At 68.6% G+C, this 17,499-nt stretch carries 15 protein-coding genes and 1 pseudogene; 9 read left to right on the forward strand and 7 right to left on the reverse strand.

Annotation, left to right across the window (positions count from 1 at the left end):
• Positions 1 to 5: 5 nt before the first annotated feature.
• From AB4078_RS11400 to AB4078_RS11425, 6 genes are all read right to left on the reverse strand, one after another.
• Entirely contained in the window at positions 6 to 1,292 is a 1,287-nt protein-coding gene (locus AB4078_RS11400; protein ID WP_440733338.1) for an ABC transporter permease, read from the reverse strand.
• Positions 1,289 to 2,647 carry an ABC transporter permease gene (locus AB4078_RS11405; protein ID WP_441977231.1) on the reverse strand — a complete coding sequence of 453 codons (1,359 nt, stop codon included), beginning with the start codon at positions 2,645 to 2,647 and terminating at the stop codon, positions 1,289 to 1,291. The genes AB4078_RS11400 and AB4078_RS11405 overlap by 4 nt, the downstream gene beginning before the upstream one ends.
• Positions 2,644 to 4,158: an ABC transporter ATP-binding protein gene (locus AB4078_RS11410; RefSeq protein WP_441977232.1), complete on the reverse strand. Its 1,515-nt coding sequence runs from the start codon at positions 4,156 to 4,158 to the stop codon at positions 2,644 to 2,646. The genes AB4078_RS11405 and AB4078_RS11410 overlap by 4 nt, the downstream gene beginning before the upstream one ends.
• 113 nt (positions 4,159 to 4,271) lie before the next feature.
• Positions 4,272 to 5,384, reverse strand: coding sequence for a BMP family lipoprotein (locus AB4078_RS11415; RefSeq protein WP_440733341.1), 1,113 nt, complete (start codon positions 5,382 to 5,384; stop codon positions 4,272 to 4,274).
• Positions 5,385 to 5,595: 211 nt separating this feature from the next.
• A complete protein-coding gene (locus AB4078_RS11420) occupies positions 5,596 to 6,711 on the reverse strand; it encodes a mannose-1-phosphate guanylyltransferase (protein WP_441977233.1) in 1,116 nt (371 codons plus the stop codon).
• 36 nt (positions 6,712 to 6,747) lie between these two features.
• Complete coding sequence (locus AB4078_RS11425; RefSeq protein ID WP_441977234.1) at positions 6,748 to 7,563, reverse strand: aldo/keto reductase; 816 nt, start codon at positions 7,561 to 7,563, stop codon at positions 6,748 to 6,750.
• A gap of 181 nt (positions 7,564 to 7,744) precedes the next feature.
• Here AB4078_RS11425 and sdhC point away from each other — a divergent pair, with 181 nt between their 5' ends.
• The 7 genes from sdhC (at position 7,745) to trpS (ending at position 14,734) form a co-directional block, all read left to right on the forward strand.
• Positions 7,745 to 8,179, forward strand: a complete 435-nt coding sequence (sdhC, locus tag AB4078_RS11430; RefSeq protein ID WP_440733344.1) for a succinate dehydrogenase, cytochrome b556 subunit — start codon at positions 7,745 to 7,747, stop codon at positions 8,177 to 8,179.
• Positions 8,179 to 8,634: a succinate dehydrogenase hydrophobic membrane anchor subunit gene (locus AB4078_RS11435; protein ID WP_440733345.1), complete on the forward strand. Its 456-nt coding sequence runs from the start codon at positions 8,179 to 8,181 to the stop codon at positions 8,632 to 8,634. Before sdhC ends, AB4078_RS11435 begins: the two co-directional genes overlap by 1 nt.
• Before the next feature lie 69 nt (positions 8,635 to 8,703).
• Entirely contained in the window at positions 8,704 to 10,530 is a 1,827-nt protein-coding gene (gene sdhA, locus AB4078_RS11440) for a succinate dehydrogenase flavoprotein subunit (protein WP_440733346.1), read from the forward strand.
• Positions 10,530 to 11,300 carry a succinate dehydrogenase iron-sulfur subunit gene (locus AB4078_RS11445; protein ID WP_440733347.1) on the forward strand — a complete coding sequence of 257 codons (771 nt, stop codon included), beginning with the start codon at positions 10,530 to 10,532 and terminating at the stop codon, positions 11,298 to 11,300. Before sdhA ends, AB4078_RS11445 begins: the two co-directional genes overlap by 1 nt.
• 222 nt (positions 11,301 to 11,522) lie before the next feature.
• Entirely contained in the window at positions 11,523 to 12,740 is a 1,218-nt protein-coding gene (locus AB4078_RS11450; RefSeq protein WP_441977235.1) for a YihY/virulence factor BrkB family protein, read from the forward strand.
• Between the two features lie 10 nt (positions 12,741 to 12,750).
• Entirely contained in the window at positions 12,751 to 13,644 is an 894-nt protein-coding gene (locus AB4078_RS11455) for an exodeoxyribonuclease III (protein WP_441977236.1), read from the forward strand.
• An 85-nt stretch (positions 13,645 to 13,729) separates the two neighbouring features.
• Complete coding sequence (trpS, locus tag AB4078_RS11460) at positions 13,730 to 14,734, forward strand: tryptophan--tRNA ligase (protein ID WP_441977237.1); 1,005 nt, start codon at positions 13,730 to 13,732, stop codon at positions 14,732 to 14,734.
• 216 nt (positions 14,735 to 14,950) lie between these two features.
• On the opposite strand, the pseudogene AB4078_RS11465 reads toward trpS, so the two are convergent.
• Positions 14,951 to 15,280, reverse strand: a pseudogene (locus tag AB4078_RS11465) (hypothetical protein); the annotation flags it as partial.
• 633 nt (positions 15,281 to 15,913) lie between these two features.
• On the opposite strand from AB4078_RS11465, the gene AB4078_RS11470 reads away from it, so the two are divergent.
• Positions 15,914 to 16,483 carry a GNAT family N-acetyltransferase gene (locus tag AB4078_RS11470; RefSeq protein ID WP_441977238.1) on the forward strand — a complete coding sequence of 190 codons (570 nt, stop codon included), beginning with the start codon at positions 15,914 to 15,916 and terminating at the stop codon, positions 16,481 to 16,483.
• A gap of 78 nt (positions 16,484 to 16,561) precedes the next feature.
• The gene (locus tag AB4078_RS11475; RefSeq protein WP_441977239.1) at positions 16,562 to 17,437 is read left to right on the forward strand and encodes an Fpg/Nei family DNA glycosylase; all 876 of its coding nucleotides are present in this window, start codon (positions 16,562 to 16,564) and stop codon (positions 17,435 to 17,437) included.
• The last annotated feature ends 62 nt before the right edge of the window (positions 17,438 to 17,499 follow it).

Consider the following 17,499-nt stretch of genomic DNA (forward strand, 5'->3'; position numbering starts at 1 on the left):
CCCTCCTAGGACTTGATGTACGGCTTGCCGTCGGCCGCGGGGGCCTTGATCTGCCCCACGAACCCGACGACCGCGAGGATCGTCACCACGTACGGCAGCATCAGCATGAACTCGCCGGGGATGGGCGTGCGCAGCACCGCGAGCAGGTTCTGCAGGTTCGTCGCGAAACCGAACAGCAGCGCAGCGAGCGCCGCGCGCACCGGATCCCAGCGCCCGAAGATCACCGCGGCGAGCGCGATGAAACCGAGCCCCGCCGTCATGTCCTTGGTGAACTGCGGCACCGAGACCAGGGTGAAGTAGGCGCCGCCGATGCCGGCGATCGCTCCGGCGAGCTGCAGGTTCCAGAACCGCGTCGGGTTCACCTTGATACCGACGGTGTCCGCCGCGTGCGGGTGCTCGCCGACGGCGCGCACGCGCAGGCCCCAGCGGGTGCGGTACATGCCCCAGGCCACCAGCGCGACCACGACGTACATCAGGTAGACGAGGAAGGTCTGGTTGAACAGAGCAGGGCCGATCACGGGGATATCGCCCAGGACCGGGATCTTGATCAGCGAGAACCGGGTAGGGCTGTTCAGCGTCTGCGCGTTCGGCGCGAGCACGCCCTGATACAGGAAGCCGGTCAGGCCCGAGGCGAAGACGTTGAGGACCACGCCGACGATGACCTGGTCGACGAGGTACTTGATCGCGAACGCGCCCAGCACGAGCGAGATCAGGATGCCGCCCAGCATCGCACCGATGAGACCCACGAACGGGTTGTGCGTGAGAGAGCCGAGGATCGTCGCCGTGAATGCGCCGAGCAGGAACTGTCCCTCGATCGCGACGTTGACGACACCGGCGCGCTCGCCGATCACCCCGGCGAGGGCACCGAAGACGAGCGGCACCGCGAGCGAGATGGATCCTCCGAGCAGGCCGGTGAGCGTGATCGCGCCCGCTGCACCCGCACCCGCCCAGGTGAGGAACGCGGTCATCGCGAGCACCGCGTACACGATCGGCACCCACAGGGGGATCTTCCGGTACTGCAGCGCGGCGATCAGTGCCAGCACGCCGAGTCCTACTGCGATCACCCACGTGGTCCAGAGCACCGGTCCCGCGGGGACGGCGACGTCGCCGAGGCGGATCACTGCGCTCGCCTCGGACAGGCGGAACGTCGTGGTCCCGTAGCGGGGCACGAACAGGAACAGCAACCCGAGCAGGGCGACGATCGCCAGCAGCGTGATCGGGACCTTCAGCGAGCGGACCTTGACGACGGTGGGCGCGTCGAGCACGGGTGCCGAGGTGAGGGAGGTGCTCATGCTGCCGCCGCCTTCGTGTCGGAGGAATCGGAGTTCTTGGCCGCCCGGCGCGCGATCCGCGCCTTGGAACGCTGCGAGCGCTCCGAGTCGTCCTTGGGCAGGAAGAAGATGGTGCGGATCAGCGGCGGCGCCGCGATGAACAGCACGATCAGCGACTGCACCACGAGCACGATGTCGACGGGGATCGACTGGAGCGCCTGCATCGGGAACGAACCCGCCTTCAGCGCGCCGAACAGCAGTCCGGCCCAGAACGTGCCCCACGCACGGCTGCGCCCGAGCAGCGCCACCGTGATGGCGGTGAAGCCGATACCGGCGTCGATGCCGCCGTCGAAGCCGCTCGTGATCGTGCTCTGGATCTGGAACATGCCGGCCAGGCCGGCAAGTCCCCCGGAGAACAGCATCGCGTAGATGTAGACGCGCGGGACGCTGATCCCCGCGGCCCGTGCCGCATTGGGGTTCTCCCCCACGGCGCGCATCCGGAAGCCGAGACCGGACCGCTCGACCAACCACCACACGAACAGCGTCGCGACGATCACGATCGGGAAGCCCCAGTCGATCAGGTCGAGTCCGGGGAGCTTGGGCAGAATCGCGCTCGGAGGGGTGGGTCGGGAGATCGGCTGAATCTGACCAGGCCGCTGCAGCAGCTGCGGCACCTGCACCATCCACGTCACGAAGTAGAACGCGACGTAATTGAGCATGATCGTGAGGATGACCTCGTGCGCACCGGTGCGTGCCTTCAGCAGGCCCACGAGCCCGCCCCAGAGCGCCCCAGCGGCGATGCCGACGATCAGGGTGAGCGGGATCTGGATGATCGCAGGCAGGTTCAGCTGGAACGTCACGAGCGCCGCCGCCGCGCAGGCGATGAGCATCTGGCCGCGGGCGCCGATGTTGAACAGGCCGACGCGGAACGCCACCGCGATGCCGAGGCCGGCGGCGATGAGCGGCGCGGCGAAGGAGATCGTGTTGCCGAGCGGCCTCACGGCGGACCAGAAGTCGCTGGCTCCGAAGTCGATGATCGATCCGTTGAACAGCGCGGAATAGGCGCCGATCACTGCGCTCCAGGCGGCGCCCAGCGTGTCGGTGGGACGCGCGAAGAAGTACCCGGCCGCCGCCTGCACATCGGGGTTGGTGACGGCGATCAGCACCCCGCCGACGATGAGCGCCAGGAGGATCGCCAGCACCGTGGTGACCGCGCTCCCGCGCAGGATCTCCCGGAGCACACGGTTCGAGACCGGGATCTCCTGGATGTTGCGGGTCATCGGCGGTTGAGGTGCGGGCGCGACCGGACCGCCGTCCGCGCTGGGCGCGGGCTCGGGTACCGGCGTGCCGGAGGTGGGCGCGGATTCGTTGCTCATGCGGCTGCCTCCGTGGGGTTCTCGCCGGCCATCATCAGGCCGAGCACGTCGCGCGGGGTGTCCCCCGGGACGATGCCGACGATGCGGCCGCGGTACATGACCGCGATGCGGTCGGCGAGGGCGGTGACCTCGTCCAGTTCGGTCGACACCACGATCACCGGGATGCCGGAGTCGCGGGTCTCGACGATGCGCTTGTGGATGAACTCGATGGATCCGACGTCCACGCCGCGCGTGGGCTGCGAGGCGAGCAGCAGCTTGAGGTCGCGGTTGAGCTCGCGCGCGATGACGACCTTCTGCTGGTTGCCGCCCGACAGGGATCCAGCCGCCTGGCCCGGTCCCTGCGTGCGGATGTCGAACTCCACGATGCGCTCCTTCGCGAACGTGTCGAGCACGCCGCGCATGATGGTCCCGAAGCGGGTGAAAGCGGGGTCATCGGAGCGGTCGAGGATGAGGTTCTCCGCGACGGAGAATGCGCCCACGAGACCATCCTCGTTGCGGTCCTCCGGGACGAACCCGACGCCGGCCTCGAGCACCTGGTGCACGTTGCGGCCGATCAGCTCCATGCCGTCGAGCGAGATGGATCCGGTAGAGCGCGCACCCAGTCCCATGATCGCCTCGGCCAGCTCGGTCTGCCCGTTGCCCTGCACGCCGGCGACGGCCAGCACCTCGCCCGGGCGCACATCGAAGCTGATGTCGTCGACCACGACGACGCCGTCCGGCGCGATCACACGCAGGCCCTTGACGTGCAGCCCGCCTTCGCCGATCTTGGGCGGATCCTTGTGCACCGTCAACTCGACCGCGCGCCCCACCATCATCGAGGCGAGCTCGGTGTTCGAGGACTTCGGGTCGGCCTCGCCGACCACCCGGCCCAGACGGATCACGGTGATCTTGTCGGCGATCGCGCGAACCTCGCGAAGCTTGTGCGTGATGAACACGATCGCTGTGCCCTCGTCGCGCAGCTGCTTCATGATCTCCATGAGCTCGTCGGTCTCTTGAGGGGTGAGCACCGCGGTCGGCTCGTCGAACACGAGCACCTTCGCGTCACGGCTCAGAGCCTTGATGATCTCCACGCGCTGCTGCACGCCGACCGGCAGGTCCCCCACGATCGCGTCCGGATCGACCTCGAACCCGAACCGCGAGGCGACCTCGCGCACGTGATCGCGCGCCGTCGCGATGTCCAGCACGCCGAGCGCCTTGGACTGCTCGTGCCCGAGCATGACGTTCTCTGCGACGGTGAACACCGGGATGAGCATGAAGTGCTGGTGCACCATGCCGATGCCGGCCGCCATCGCATCGCCGGGGCCGCGGAAGTGCTGCGGCACGCCGTCGAGCAGGATCTCGCCCTCGTCGGCCTGATACAGGCCGTAGAGGACGTTCATCAGGGTCGACTTGCCGGCCCCGTTCTCGCCCAGCAGGGCGTGGATCTCGCCAGGTTCGACGACCACGTCGATGTGGTCGTTGGCGACCAGGGATCCGAAGCGCTTGGTGATGCCGCGGAGCTCGAGCTTCATAACTGTGACCCTATCCGGGAAGGGGGGACTCAAGAAGAGCGCGGGGCGCCGGATCCCGCCATCGCGCCGGTCGGCGACGATGGCGGGATCGGAGCGCCCCGCGTCAGAGGGGGTTACTTCGGGGACGCGGCCGATTCGACCTTGATGTCGCCCTTGATGATCTTGTCCTGCAGCGCCTTCAGCTCGTCGGTCAGGCCCTTCGGGAGCTTGCTCTCGAAGTCGTGGAACGAGGACAGGCCCACGCCGTTGTTCTGGAGCGTGCCGACGTACGGGGTCGGGTCGAAGCTGCCCTTGGCAGCGTCGAGGACCGTGGTGTTGACCGCGTCGTCGATGCGCTTCATGACCGAGACCAGGATCTGGTCGGCGACGGACGGGTCAGCCGCGGCGAGGTCGGAGTCGACGCCGAGCATGACCGTCTTCTTGCCGCTGTCCTTGATCGCAGCGCTGGCCGAGAGGTAGATCGGACCGCCGACCGGGAAGATCACGTCGACGCCCTGACCCAGGATCGAGTTCGCGGTCTGCTTGGCGGTGTCGTTCGCGGCGAAGGCGCCGGTGAACGAACCGTCCTGCGCGGCCTTGTCCCAGCCGACCGAGGCGACGTTTCCGCCCTTGTCCTCGTCGTACTTCTTGACGCCGTCGACGAAGCCATCCATGAAGATCGTCACCGGCGGGATCTTCATTCCGCCGAAGGTGCCGACCTTGTTGGCGCCCTCCTGCGCCGACCATGCCGCTGCGGCGTAGCCGCCGAGGTACGCGGCCTGGGCGGTGTCGAAGAGGATCGGCTTGATGTTCGGCGCGTCCGGCTTGCCGTCGTTGTTGGTGTCGGCCAGCGAGTCGATGATGCCGAAGTTGATCTTCGGGTTCGCCTGCGCGGCGGTAGAGATCGCGGCGTCGAGCTTGAAGCCGACGCCGATGATCATGGTGCACTTGCCGGAGATCAGCGAGTCGATGTTGCTCTTGTAGTCGTTGTCCGACTTCGACTCGACCTCGAGGGCCTTCACGCCGAGGGTCTTGGCCGCCTTGTCCATGCCGATCTTGGCCGACTCGTTGAAGGACTTGTCGTTGAAGCCGCCGCTGTCGGAGACGAGGCAGGGCTTGAAGTTCGCGTCGGCCGGCTTGGCACCGCCGCTCGAGCTCGCCGGAGCAGGAGCGGATCCGCAACCTGCGAGGGCGACGATGACACCGGCGGCGATGGTCGCGCCGATCAGCTTCTTGGTGATGGTCACACGGGCCTCCAGAAAACGAGCCCGCGGCCATCGCGGGTCACTTGAAAGTTACCGACTATGACGAAGATCGGGCATCCTCGTCCGTGTCGCTGGAGTCAATGGTTACAAACATGAGATCACATGCGCTCGTCCATGCTCATATGAGCAGAGCACCCGGGTCATCCCCGCTTTCGTGCAGGCCCGTGCGCATCTGCGGATGATCGCGGGGGCCTCAGAGCACGTCGCCGCGCCCGGTGAGCTTGAGCGACTCCACCACGCCCTTCACCCGCTGCGCGTGCTCGATGGTCGTCACGAGCAGCGCGTCCGGGGTGTCCACCACCACGATGTCCTGAACGCCGACCAGGCTGATCACCCGCGACGTCTGGCTGACCAGGATCCCGCTCGCCGCGTCCGACAGTACTCGGGCGGAAGCGCCGAGCACGGCGAGGTCGTTCTTGCGTCCGTTCAGGATGAGCTTGGCGAGCGAGGCGAAGTCCCCCACATCGTCCCAGTCGAAGTGGCCCGGCACCACCGCCAGCCGGCCGCGCTCGGCCGCGGGCTCCGCCACCGCGTAGTCGATCGCGATCTTCGGCAGCGCAGGCCACACGCGATCCACCGCGGGTCCGCGCCGCTCCCGGTCGTCCCATGCCTCGGCGAGCTCCATGAGACCGGCGTACAGGGCGGGCTGGTGCAGTTCGATCTCCGCCAGAAGCACGTCGGCCCTTGCGATGAACATGCCCGCGTTCCAGAGGTAGCTGCGGTCGGCGACGTACTTCCTTGCCGTGGCGAGGTCGGGCTTCTCCACGAACCGCTCCACCAGGGCGGCCTCTCGCGCACCCTCGATCTCGAGCTCCGTCCCCTGCTTGATGTAACCGAAGCCGACCGCCGGCTCTGTCGGCGTGATGCCGATCGTGACGATGTACCCCTCTCGCGCGACCTCGACGGCGTCACGTACGGCGAACTCGAACACGCGGGTGCCGCGGATGACATGATCCGCGCTGAAGGATCCGATGATCACTTCTGGGTCGCGTCGGTGCAGGATCGCTGCCGCGAGCCCGATCGCCGCCGCCGACTCGCGCGGCTCAGACTCCAGGAACACGTTCTTGTCGGCGATGCCCGGCAGTTGCGCCTCCACCGCAGCGCGGTGCGCGCGCCCGGTCACCACCGCGATCCGGTCGGGGCCGGTCAGCGGCTCCAGCCGGTCCCAGGTGTCGCGCAGCAGCGACTGTCCAGATCCGGTCAGATCGTGAAGGAACTTCGGCGCATCGGCCCGGGACAGTGGCCACAGCCGGCTCCCGATGCCTCCGGCGGGGATGACGGCGTAGAAGTCAGGGATCGGCTCGCGCATGGGATCCAGCGTAGCGAGGGCCCCGTCGCCACCTGCTCAGAGCATCTCCAGCGGCACCGGACGGGCAGGGGCGGGGAAGCGTGCATCGATCGCCGAGAGCACCTCCGCAGGCAGCTCGACATCGATTGCCGCGGCGTTGTCCCGCGCGTGCGCGACGTCGCCCGCCTTGGGGATCGCCAGCACGTCTCCGGAGCGGATCACCCAGGCGAGCACCAGTTGCGCCACCGTCAGCCCGATCGATGAAGCCAGCTCCGCGAGCACGGGATCGCCGAGCACACGCGCCTGCTCGAGCGGCGAGTACGCCATCGCCGGAATCCCGCGGCGGCGCAGCAACGGGAGCAGATCGAGCTCGGGCCCGCGGCGGGACGGGTTGTAGAGGATCTGATCGGTCGCGGCTCCCGCGGGAAGCTCGGCGAGGTCGTCCGGATCCAGGTTGCTCACGCCCCAGTCCAGGATGTCGCCGGCGTCGCGCAGGTCCTCGAACGCGGCGACGGTCTCCTCGAGCGGCACCGGCCCGCGCCAGTGCAGCAGGTACAGGTCGAGCCGGTCGGTGCCGAGCCGGGCGAGGCTGTCGTGCGCCGCTCGACGGATCCCGGCCGCGTCGGCGTGATGCGGGAGCACCTTGCTCACCAGGAACGCGTCGTCGCGCCGCCCGCGGATCGCCTCCCCCACCCGTCGTTCGGAGCGGCCGGATCCATACATCTCCGCCGTGTCGACGACGCGCAGACCGGCGTCGAGCCCCACCTGGATCGCCGCGATCTCCTCGTCCCGTCGCGCCGGATCGTCGCCCACGTTCCAGGTGCCGATGCCGATGCTCGGGACGATGGCGCCGTTCGGGAAGCGAATGCTCATGCCCTCACGGTAGGACGTCGGTCGCCGTGCCCACGATCGCATCCATGCATGGTTCCGATCGCAGAACCGCATGATCGCTAAGGGTCGCCTTCGTCGCTCCCAGCCATCTGACAGGAATAGGATGAGGGGGATCGGACGCCTGCGCGCCGCGATCCTTCGCTATCGATCAGGGAGGACGACTGTGTCCGCAAGCACGCGCTTGACACCTTCGATTGCGGAAACCACGTCCAAGACGCCGCGCGGCACCCTCTACCGGGGTCGCGAGGGCATGTGGTCCTGGGTTCTGCATCGCATCACCGGAATCTCCATCTTCTTCTTCCTCCTGGTGCACGTGCTCGACACGTCGCTCATCCGGGTCTCGCCGGAGGCGTACGACGCGGTCCTCGGCACGTACAAGAACCCGATCATGGGGCTCGGCGAGACTGTGCTCGTCGCCGCGATCGTTTTCCACGCGCTGAACGGGCTGCGGATCATCCTCATCGACGTGTGGTCGAAGGGCGCCCAGTACCAGAAGCAGATGTTCTGGGTCGTGATCGGCCTCTGGCTGGTGCTGCTGGCCGGCTTCGTGCCGCGCCACCTGATCAACGTGTTCTCTCACGTGGGAGGTGCGAGCTGATGGCTGCGGACGTCTTCACCACCCAGCACATGGCGGCCCCGCGCCGCAGCAAGGGCGTCAACCTCGAGAAGTGGGGCTGGATCTACATGCGCGTCTCGGGCGTCGTGCTCGTCGTGCTGATCTTCGGCCACCTCTTCGTCAACCTCATGCTCGGCGAGGGCATCCACGCGCTGGACTTCGCCTTCGTCGCCGGCAAGTACGCCACGCCGTTCTGGCAGTGGTGGGACGTGCTGATGCTGTGGCTGGCCCTCATCCACGGCGCCAACGGCATGCGCACCGTCGTGAACGACTACGTCGGCCACACGGGCATCCGCAAGACCCTGCTGGTCGTGCTCGGCCTGGCCACCGCCCTCCTCGTCCTGCTCGGCACCCTCGTCGTGTTCACCTTCGACCCCTGCAACGGCGTGTTCGAGAGCGGCGCCATGTGGGACACCTGCAAGGCGCTGGGCAAATAGCCCGGCGACCACGGCGAGACCAGCTCCCCCGCGGCAGCGGCGACCAAGCTCAGAGAATAGGCAGAACCAGTGACCACTGAGACCCAGGATTCCGTCGTCAAGAACGGCGTGCACCACCATCAGTTCGACATCGTGATCGTCGGCGCCGGCGGCGCCGGCATGCGGGCGGCGATCGAGGCCGGCCCCGGCGCGAAGACCGCGGTGATCTCGAAGCTCTACCCGACCCGCTCCCACACGGGAGCGGCGCAGGGCGGCATGGCCGCGGCGCTCGCGAACGTCGAGGAGGACAGCTGGGAGTGGCACACCTTCGACACCGTCAAGGGCGGCGACTACCTCGTCGACCAGGACGCGGCGGAGATCCTCGCCAAGGAGGCCATCGACGCAGTCATCGACCTCGAGAACATGGGCCTGCCGTTCAACCGGACGCCCGAGGGCAAGATCGACCAGCGCCGCTTCGGCGGACACACGGCCGAGCACGGCAAGACGCCCGTGCGCCGGGCCTGCTACGCCGCCGACCGCACCGGCCACATGATCCTGCAGACGCTGTTCCAGAACTGCGTGAAGCTCGGCATCAACTTCTTCAACGAGTTCTACGTGCTCGACCTCATCACGGTGAAGGACGAGGCGGGCAAGACCGGCATCGCCGGCGTCGTCGCCTACGACCTGTCCACGGGCGAGCTGCACGTCTTCCACGCCAAGGCCGTGATCTTCGCGACCGGCGGCTTCGGCAAGATCTTCAAGACCACCTCGAACGCGCACACCCTGACCGGCGACGGCGTCGGGATCGTGTGGCGCAAGGGCCTGCCGCTCGAGGACCTGGAGTTCTTCCAGTTCCACCCGACCGGCCTGGCCGGCCTCGGCATCCTGCTCACCGAGGGCGCGCGAGGTGAAGGCGCGATCCTGCGCAATGCCTCGGGCGAGCGCTTCATGGAGCGCTACGCCCCCACGATCAAGGACCTCGCGCCGCGCGACATCGTCGCCCGCTGCATGGTGCAGGAGGTCGCGGAGGGCCGCGGCGCCGGCCCGCACAAGGACTACGTGCTGCTGGACTGCACGCACCTCGGTGCCGAGGTCCTGGAGACGAAGCTCCCCGACATCACGGAGTTCGCGCGCACCTACCTCGGCGTCGACCCGGTCGTCGAGCCGGTCCCCGTGATGCCGACGGCGCACTACGCCATGGGCGGCATCCCGACCAACAACAACGGCGAGGTGCTCGCCGACAACGACACGATCGTCCCGGGCCTGTACGCGGCCGGCGAGTGCGCGTGCGTGTCGGTGCACGGCGCGAACCGCCTCGGCACGAACTCCCTGCTCGACATCAACGTGTTCGGCAAGCGCAGCGGACGCAACGCCGTCGAGTACGTCAAGACCGCCGACTTCCTGCCCCTCCCCGAGGCCCCGGAGACCGCGGTCAAGGAGATGCTCGAGGGCCTGCGCAACAACGCCGGCACCGAGCGCATCGCAGTCCTGCGCAAGAAGCTCCAGGAGGAGATGGACAAGGGCGCGCAGGTGTTCCGCACGCACGAGTCCCTCGAGCACGTGCTCGGCGTGATCGCCGAGCTCCGCGAGCGCTACAAGAACGTGCACGTCGACGACAAGGGCAGCCGGTTCAACACCGACCTGCTGGAGGCCGTCGAGCTGGGCTTCCTCCTCGACATCGCCGAGGTCGTCGTCTACGCCGCGCAGAACCGCGAGGAGAGCCGCGGCGGTCACATGCGCGACGACTTCCCGAAGCGCGATGACGAGAACTACATGCAGCACACGATGGCGTACCTGACCGGCGACCCGCACTCGTCGACGCCGAGCGACCACATCAAGCTCGACTGGAAGCCGGTCGTGTTCACCAAGAACGAGCAGGGCGAGTTGAACTACCCGCCGATGGAGAGGAAGTACTGATGTCCGCCGTCGCCACGGAAACCGCCGCAGAGGCCGTCGTCGAAGACACGGGCGTGCAGTCCTTCCTCGTCACGTTCAACATCCGCCGCTTCGACCCCGAGGTCGACAGCGAGCCGCACTGGGTCGACTACGACGTGGAGCTGTACTCCACCGACCGCGTGCTCGACGCGCTGCACAAGATCAAGTGGGAGGTCGACGGATCCCTCACGTTCCGCCGCTCCTGTGCGCACGGCATCTGCGGATCCGACGCGATGCGCATCAACGGCCGCAACCGCCTCGCCTGCAAGACGCTGATCAAGGACCTGGACATCTCCAAGCCGATCTACGTCGAAGCGATCAAGGGCCTGCCGCTGGAGAAGGACCTCGTCGTCGACATGGATCCGTTCTTCGCGGCGTACCGCGAGGTGAAGCCGTTCCTGCTCGCGACCAGCGAGCCGGAGAAGGGCAAGGAGCGCGTGCAGTCGATCGCCGACCGCGCGATCTTCGACGACACCACCAAGTGCATCCTGTGCGCCGCGTGCACCTCGTCGTGCCCCGTGTTCTGGACCGACGGGCAGTACTTCGGCCCGGCCGCGATCGTGAACGCGCACCGCTTCATCTTCGACTCCCGCGACGACGCCGCCGACGTGCGCCTCGACATCCTCAACGACAAGGAGGGCGTGTGGCGCTGCCGCACAACCTTCAACTGCACCGAGGCATGCCCCCGCGGCATCGAGGTCACCAAGGCGATCGCCGAGGTCAAGCAGGCGGTCCTGCGCGGCCGTCCCTGATCCGCCGGTCCCCGAGCCTGTCGAAGAGGCGCCACCCCTTGCGGGTGGCGCCTCTTCGCGTGTCAGCCGGTCGCTAGGGTGAGTGCGTGGCGGCCCGCATCCGCGAGGCGGCCGTCGTCGTGTCGGCGGGTGCATCCATACCTTCGGGGAGCGACGTTCGTCGCCGAAACCCTCGAGCGGGAGCAGACATCGCTCCGTGAACGCAGTCGATAGGGTGAGAGCGTGGTGGATTCCGGGCCCGATCTGCGCGCGCGTCTCGAAGCGCCGATCGGCCGAGCCGCCGAGATCACCCGACGCACGATGCGCGCCTTCCCGATCCGGGTGTGGCGGCACTTCCTGCAGAACAACGGCTTCCTGCTGGCCGCCAGTCTGAGCTATCAGTCGCTGTTCACGATGTTCGCGGTGCTGTACACCGCGTTCGCGATCGTGGGACTCTGGCTCGGCGCCAGCGATGAGGCCATCGCGCGCATGATCGATCTGATCAACGGCGCGATCCCTCACCTCATCAGCGAGAACGGCCTCGCCACCCCTGACGCGGTCGCCGACATAGCCACCGAGAACGCGAGCGTGCTGCTCGCGACCGGAGGGGCAGCCCTGATCGTCGCACTGTGGACCGCGATCGGATTCGTCACCTTCGCCCGCCGGGCGGTGCGCGACATCTTCGGGCTGCCGTTCGACGGACGCAACTACGTGCTGCTGAAGGCGCGAGACCTGGTCGCGGCGCTGCTGTTCGGCCTGGCCCAGGTGCTCGCGGCCGCGCTCGGCGTGATCGGCACCGGCGCGCTGCGGCGGATCCTGCAGCTCCTCGGCGCGGGCGATGCGTCGATATGGGTGAACGTGGTCAGCCAGGCGGGTTCGCTGCTGCTGTCCTTCGGCGTGAACGCCGCGGCACTCGCGATGCTGGTGCGCTTCCTCACCGGAACCAGGCTGCCGTGGCGCACGATCTGGCCGGGCGCGATTCTGGGCGGTGCGGCGCTGGCGGTGCTGCAGGCCGGCGCCGGGCTCCTCTTCCTCTACTCCCCCACGAACCCGCTGCTGGCCACATTCTCGGTCATCGTCGGCTTCCTGCTGTGGTTCCGCCTCGTCGCCATCGTGATCCTCGTCGCCGCCGCCTGGATCGCGGTGTCCGCATCGGACCGTGATCAGGCGCTGGTGCCGGAGGACGAGTTCGCGCTCCGCGTCGCGGAGCTGGCGGATGCGCAGGCCGACGCCGCGATCCGCGTGCGCGAGGCGACAGCGGTGCTGCACGCCGCTCCGTGGTACCGGCGCCGACGCGCGGCCCGCGCGCTGCAGGACGCCGAGGACGATCTGGCGCTCGCCACCCGCCGTCACGCCGAGGCCGAGGCGGAGCGCGCCGCCCGCGCGGAGACCCTGGTGGCGCGGCGCCTGCGCGCGCTCACCGCAACCGGACCGGAACCCGATGTCGGAGGCGCTCGTTAGGCTGGAGACCATGCCCCACCTGCGTATCGCCACGGTCAACGTCAACGGGATCCGCGCCGCGGTCCGCAACGGAATGCATGGCTGGCTCGACGCCGCCGACGTCGATGTCCTCACCCTGCAGGAGGTGCGCGCGCAGGACGAGCACCTGGAGCAGGCGTTCCCCGGCTGGTCGATCCTGCACGACGAAGCCACGGCGAAGGGCCGCGCCGGCGTCGCCGTGCTCAGCCGGATCCCGGCGACCGCATCGCGGACTGCGCTCGGACCCGAGGATTTCGACTCGAAGGGCCGCTGGCTCGAGGCCGACTTCGATCTCGGTGGCGTCCCGCTCACGGTCGTCAGCGCCTACGTGCACAGCGGTGAGGCGGACACCCCCAAGCAGGAAGAGAAGTGGAAGTTCCTCGACGCGATGACCACGCGCATGGGCGAGCTGGGTGCAGACGACGCCCTCTCGCTCGTCACGGGCGATCTCAACGTCGGGCATCGGCCCCTCGACATCCTGAACTGGAAGGGCAACGTCAAGAAGGCCGGCTTCCTCGCGCGCGAGCGTGCGTACTTCGACCGTTTCCTCGGCGCCGCGGGGGAACCTGCGATCGGTCAGGAGGGCATCGGCCGGGGAATGGTAGGCCAGCTCAGCGACACGCGCCCCTTCGTGGCGGAGGGCGACGGCAAGGGCCTCGGCTGGGTCGATGTGGGACGCGTCGCTGCGGGCGAGGTCGCCGGCCCGTACACCTGGTGGACGATGCGCGGCCAGGCCTTCGACAACGATTCCGGCTGGCGCATCGACTACCACCTCGCCACGGCACCTCTCGCGGCACGGGCGACGAACTACCGCGTCGCACGCGCCACCACCTACGCCGAGCGCTGGAGCGACCACACTCCGGTCATCGTCGACTACACGTACTGAGCTGCCGCCCGGTGCGTCGCCGCGCTGTCGTCGAGGCTCCGAACGCACGGTCGGGCGCTCGATCCCGTCCCCATAGGATTGTTCTGTGACGAAACCCCGCCTCTACTCCGGAATGCAGCCCTCCGCCGACTCCCTCCAGGCCGGCAACTACATCGGGGCGCTGCTGCAGTGGCGGGACCTGCAGAACTCCTACGACGCGTTCTTCTCCGTGGTCGACCTGCACGCGCTGACCCAGCCGAACGACCCGGCGGAGCTGCGGGAGAAGACCCGCCGCACCGCCGCCCAGTACATCGCGGCGGGGATCGAGCCGTCGAAGTCGACGCTGTACGTGCAGTCGCATGTGCGCGCGCATGCCGAGCTCGCCTGGATCCTGTCGACCATTACCGGGTTCGGCGAGGCCGGTCGCATGACCCAGTTCAAGGACAAGTCGGCACGGTACGGCACCGACGCGACCTCGGTCGGCCTGTTCACGTACCCGGTGCTGATGGCCGCCGACATCCTGCTCTACCAGACGGATGTCGTGCCGGTGGGCGACGATCAGAAGCAGCACGTCGAGCTGACCCGCGACCTCGCGGAGCGGTTCAACGCGCGCTACGGCGAGACGTTCGTGGTGCCGATCCCGGTGATCCAGAAGGACACCGCGCGCATCTACGACCTGCAGAACCCCACCTCGAAGATGTCGAAGTCGGCCGAGTCGGACGCCGGAGTGCTGTGGCTGCTGGACGACCCGGCCAAGTCGGCGAAGAAGATCATGCGCGCCGTGACCGACAACGAAGGATCCGTCCGGTACGACCGCGAGGACAAGCCCGGCGTCTCCAACCTGCTGACGATCTACGCAGCCCTCACCGGCCGTCAGATCGCGTCCATCGAGGACGAGTACGCGGGCCGCGGCTATGGCGACTTCAAGAAGGGGCTCGCCGAGGTCGTCGTGAACGAGTTCGGCCCGGTGCGCGACCGCGCGAACGAGCTGCTCGCGGATCCCGCCGAGCTGGACCGGATCCTCGCCGCCAACGCCGCCCGCGCCGACGAGGTCGCCGACCGGACCCTCGCCCAGGTGTACGACAAGGTCGGCCTGCTCCGCCGAGTCTGAGTCGGCGCTCGGCGGTGTTCGGCGTGCTTCGGCGTGCTTCGGCGTGCCGAACTCAGTCGATCCGGTGCTGCGCCGGCGCGTTCTGCGATCGGGCCCCGAGATCGACTGAGTTCGTGACGCTGCGGCGGCCTGCCGGTCGGAAGCCGCGCATGCCCGCAGCGCCGCCACCACGCCCTCTCGGTCGTACATGATGTCCTCGGCGATCAGTCGCAGCACGCAGAGTCCCTGCGCCGCCGCCTGGCGGTCCCGCGCGTAGTCGCGGCGCCGCTGCGCCCAGTCCTCGTGATGCGCCCGGGAGTCGCACTCGACGACGAGCCAGCCGTCGAGCAGCAGATCCACCCGGCCGAAGTCGAACAGCACCTGCACGGCGACATCGAACCCCAGCGCGCGGGCGGCGATGCGCACGAGCGTCTCCGGTCCGGACTCCGCCCGCCCGTCCACGAGGCGACGGAGCACGCGCGTGCGCCGGGGGGCGAGCTCGAAGACCTCGTCGAGTCCGTCGAGGTCGATCAGCCCCTGATGCAGGGCGCTGTCCAGCGACGCCACGGCGTCCCGCGGTTCCTGGCAGGCGAGCGATTGCGCGAGTGCATCGACGGAGGGGGACGGCGAGGTCGTTCCAGGGCGCGGAGCACGCCCGCCAGTGCCGGACGATCAGTGCCGAGGGGAGAGCGTGACGCGAGGAGTGCGGCGTCATCTGCAGGTGCAGCGGATGCCGTTCGCGGACGAAGACGCCGGCGAGCGCGAGCGCACTCACGCAGTCGGCCCGCCCGCCGAACCGTCCCGCCTCGAGCGCGAACTCCGGGCAGCGCGCCGTCGTGTACTGCCCCTGTCGCAGCCGGATCAGCGTCCCATACTGCACCGCCTGCGCGATCATCCTGCCGGTATACCCCTGGGCGCGCAGTTCGAAGGTCCTGAATCGCTGGTCGATCATCCCCCGAGGGTGGCCGTTCGCGAGTTGCCATGGGCTCTCGCCGCCGGAATCTGTGAAGACTGCGGATTCTGCCGCGCCTGTGGAGGACGATGCGGACGGCGTCGCCAGTTCCGGGCTCGGGCACTCGCCGTTCCGAACTCAGTCGATCGCGCACCGGATGACCTCGTCGATCGGTTCTGCGGCGGGATCGACTGAGTTTCGCACGTACGTGGACGATCCGGGCCGGGCGGCGGGCCTAGGCTGAACCGATGGAACCGGTCGAGCTGCGCACACCTCGCCTGGTCCTGCGCGCCCCGACCTCCGCCGACGTCGAAGCGATCTCGGAGGCGTGCCAGGACCCGGAGATCCCGCGCTGGACCACTGTGCCGAGCCCCTACGGTCGCGCGGACGCCGAAGACTACGTCCGGCTCGTCGGTGAGTGGTGGGAGGACGGATCCCAGAAGGTGTGGGCGGCGTACGCCGACGGCACGCTGATCGCGTCGATCGGACTGCATCACATCGTCGAGCACCCGACGGGCGGCGACGCCGAGCTCGGCTACTGGGTGGCCGCGTCTGCGCGCGGACGCGGATACCTCACCGAGGCCGCTCGCGCCGTGATCGACTGGGGATTCGCCGAGCTGGGTCTCGCCCGAATCCGGTGGCGCGCCGTGGTCGGCAACGTGCCGTCGGCGCGGAGCGCCCGGGCGCTCGGGTTCCGCTACGAAGGCCTCCTGCGGCAGGGACTGTCGGGGCCGCGAGGCCGGGACGACGGATGGAGCGGCGCGCTGCTGCGCAGCGACGACCGCGCTCCCGTGGACTGGCCGATCGACCTCGGCTGAGCCCTCCCCTGAGCGCTTCGGCGGCCGTCATCCGGACCGCCCTGCCCGGATGTCGCACGGGGGTGGCAGGATGATCCCATGCCGGAGATGCCTGAGGTGCAGGGGCTGGTCGACTTCCTCGCGGAGCGCGCGGTCGGGCTCACCATCACCCGCGCCTCGGTGTCGGCGATCGCGGCGCTGAAGACCTTCGACCCGCCCGTGACCGCACTGGCGGGGTCACGGATCGACGGTGCAGCACGCCACGGGAAATTCGTGGATCTGACGCTGAAGAGCGACACCGAACCGCACCTGCACCTCGTCTTCCACCTCGCCAAGGCCGGATGGCTGCGCTGGTACGACGCCCTCCCCACCACGCTGATCCGCCCGGGCAAGTCGCCGATCGCGTTGCGGATCGCGTTCGACGACGGCAGCGGCTTCGACCTCACCGAGGCGGGCACGAAGAAGTCCCTCGCCGTGTACGTCGTCCGCTATCCGTTCGACGTTCCCGGCATCGCACGACTGGGGCCTGACCCGTTGGATCCGTCCTTCACCCGCGACGTGTTCGCGGCGCTGCTCGAGGGCCGGCGCACGCAGATCAAGGGCCTGCTGCGGGACCAGGCGGTGATCGGCGGCATCGGCAACGCCTACTCGGACGAGATCCTGCACGCCGCCAGGATGTCGCCCTACGCGCCCGCCGGTGGTCTAAATGAGGCAGAGGTCACCGGGCTGTACGACGCGATGCAGTCGACGTTGCGTGAGGCAGTGGCAGAGGCGAGCGGCAAGCCGCCAGCCGAACTCAAGGACGCGAAACGACGAGGGATGCAGGTGCACGCCCGCAGGGGGGAACCCTGTCCGGTGTGCGGCGACACGGTGCGCAGTGTGTTCTTCGCCGACCGATCGCTGGAGTACTGCCCCACCTGCCAGACCGGCGGCAAGGTGCTCGCGGACCGTCGGCTGTCGCGGCTGCTGAAGTGAGCCGGAACGACATGGGGAGTCACAGATGCATCCGCCGGAATGAAACCGGCATCCGCGCGTTG

The organism is Microbacterium sp. 2MCAF23, from assembly GCF_052115565.1.
GTDB lineage: Bacteria > Actinomycetota > Actinomycetes > Actinomycetales > Microbacteriaceae > Microbacterium.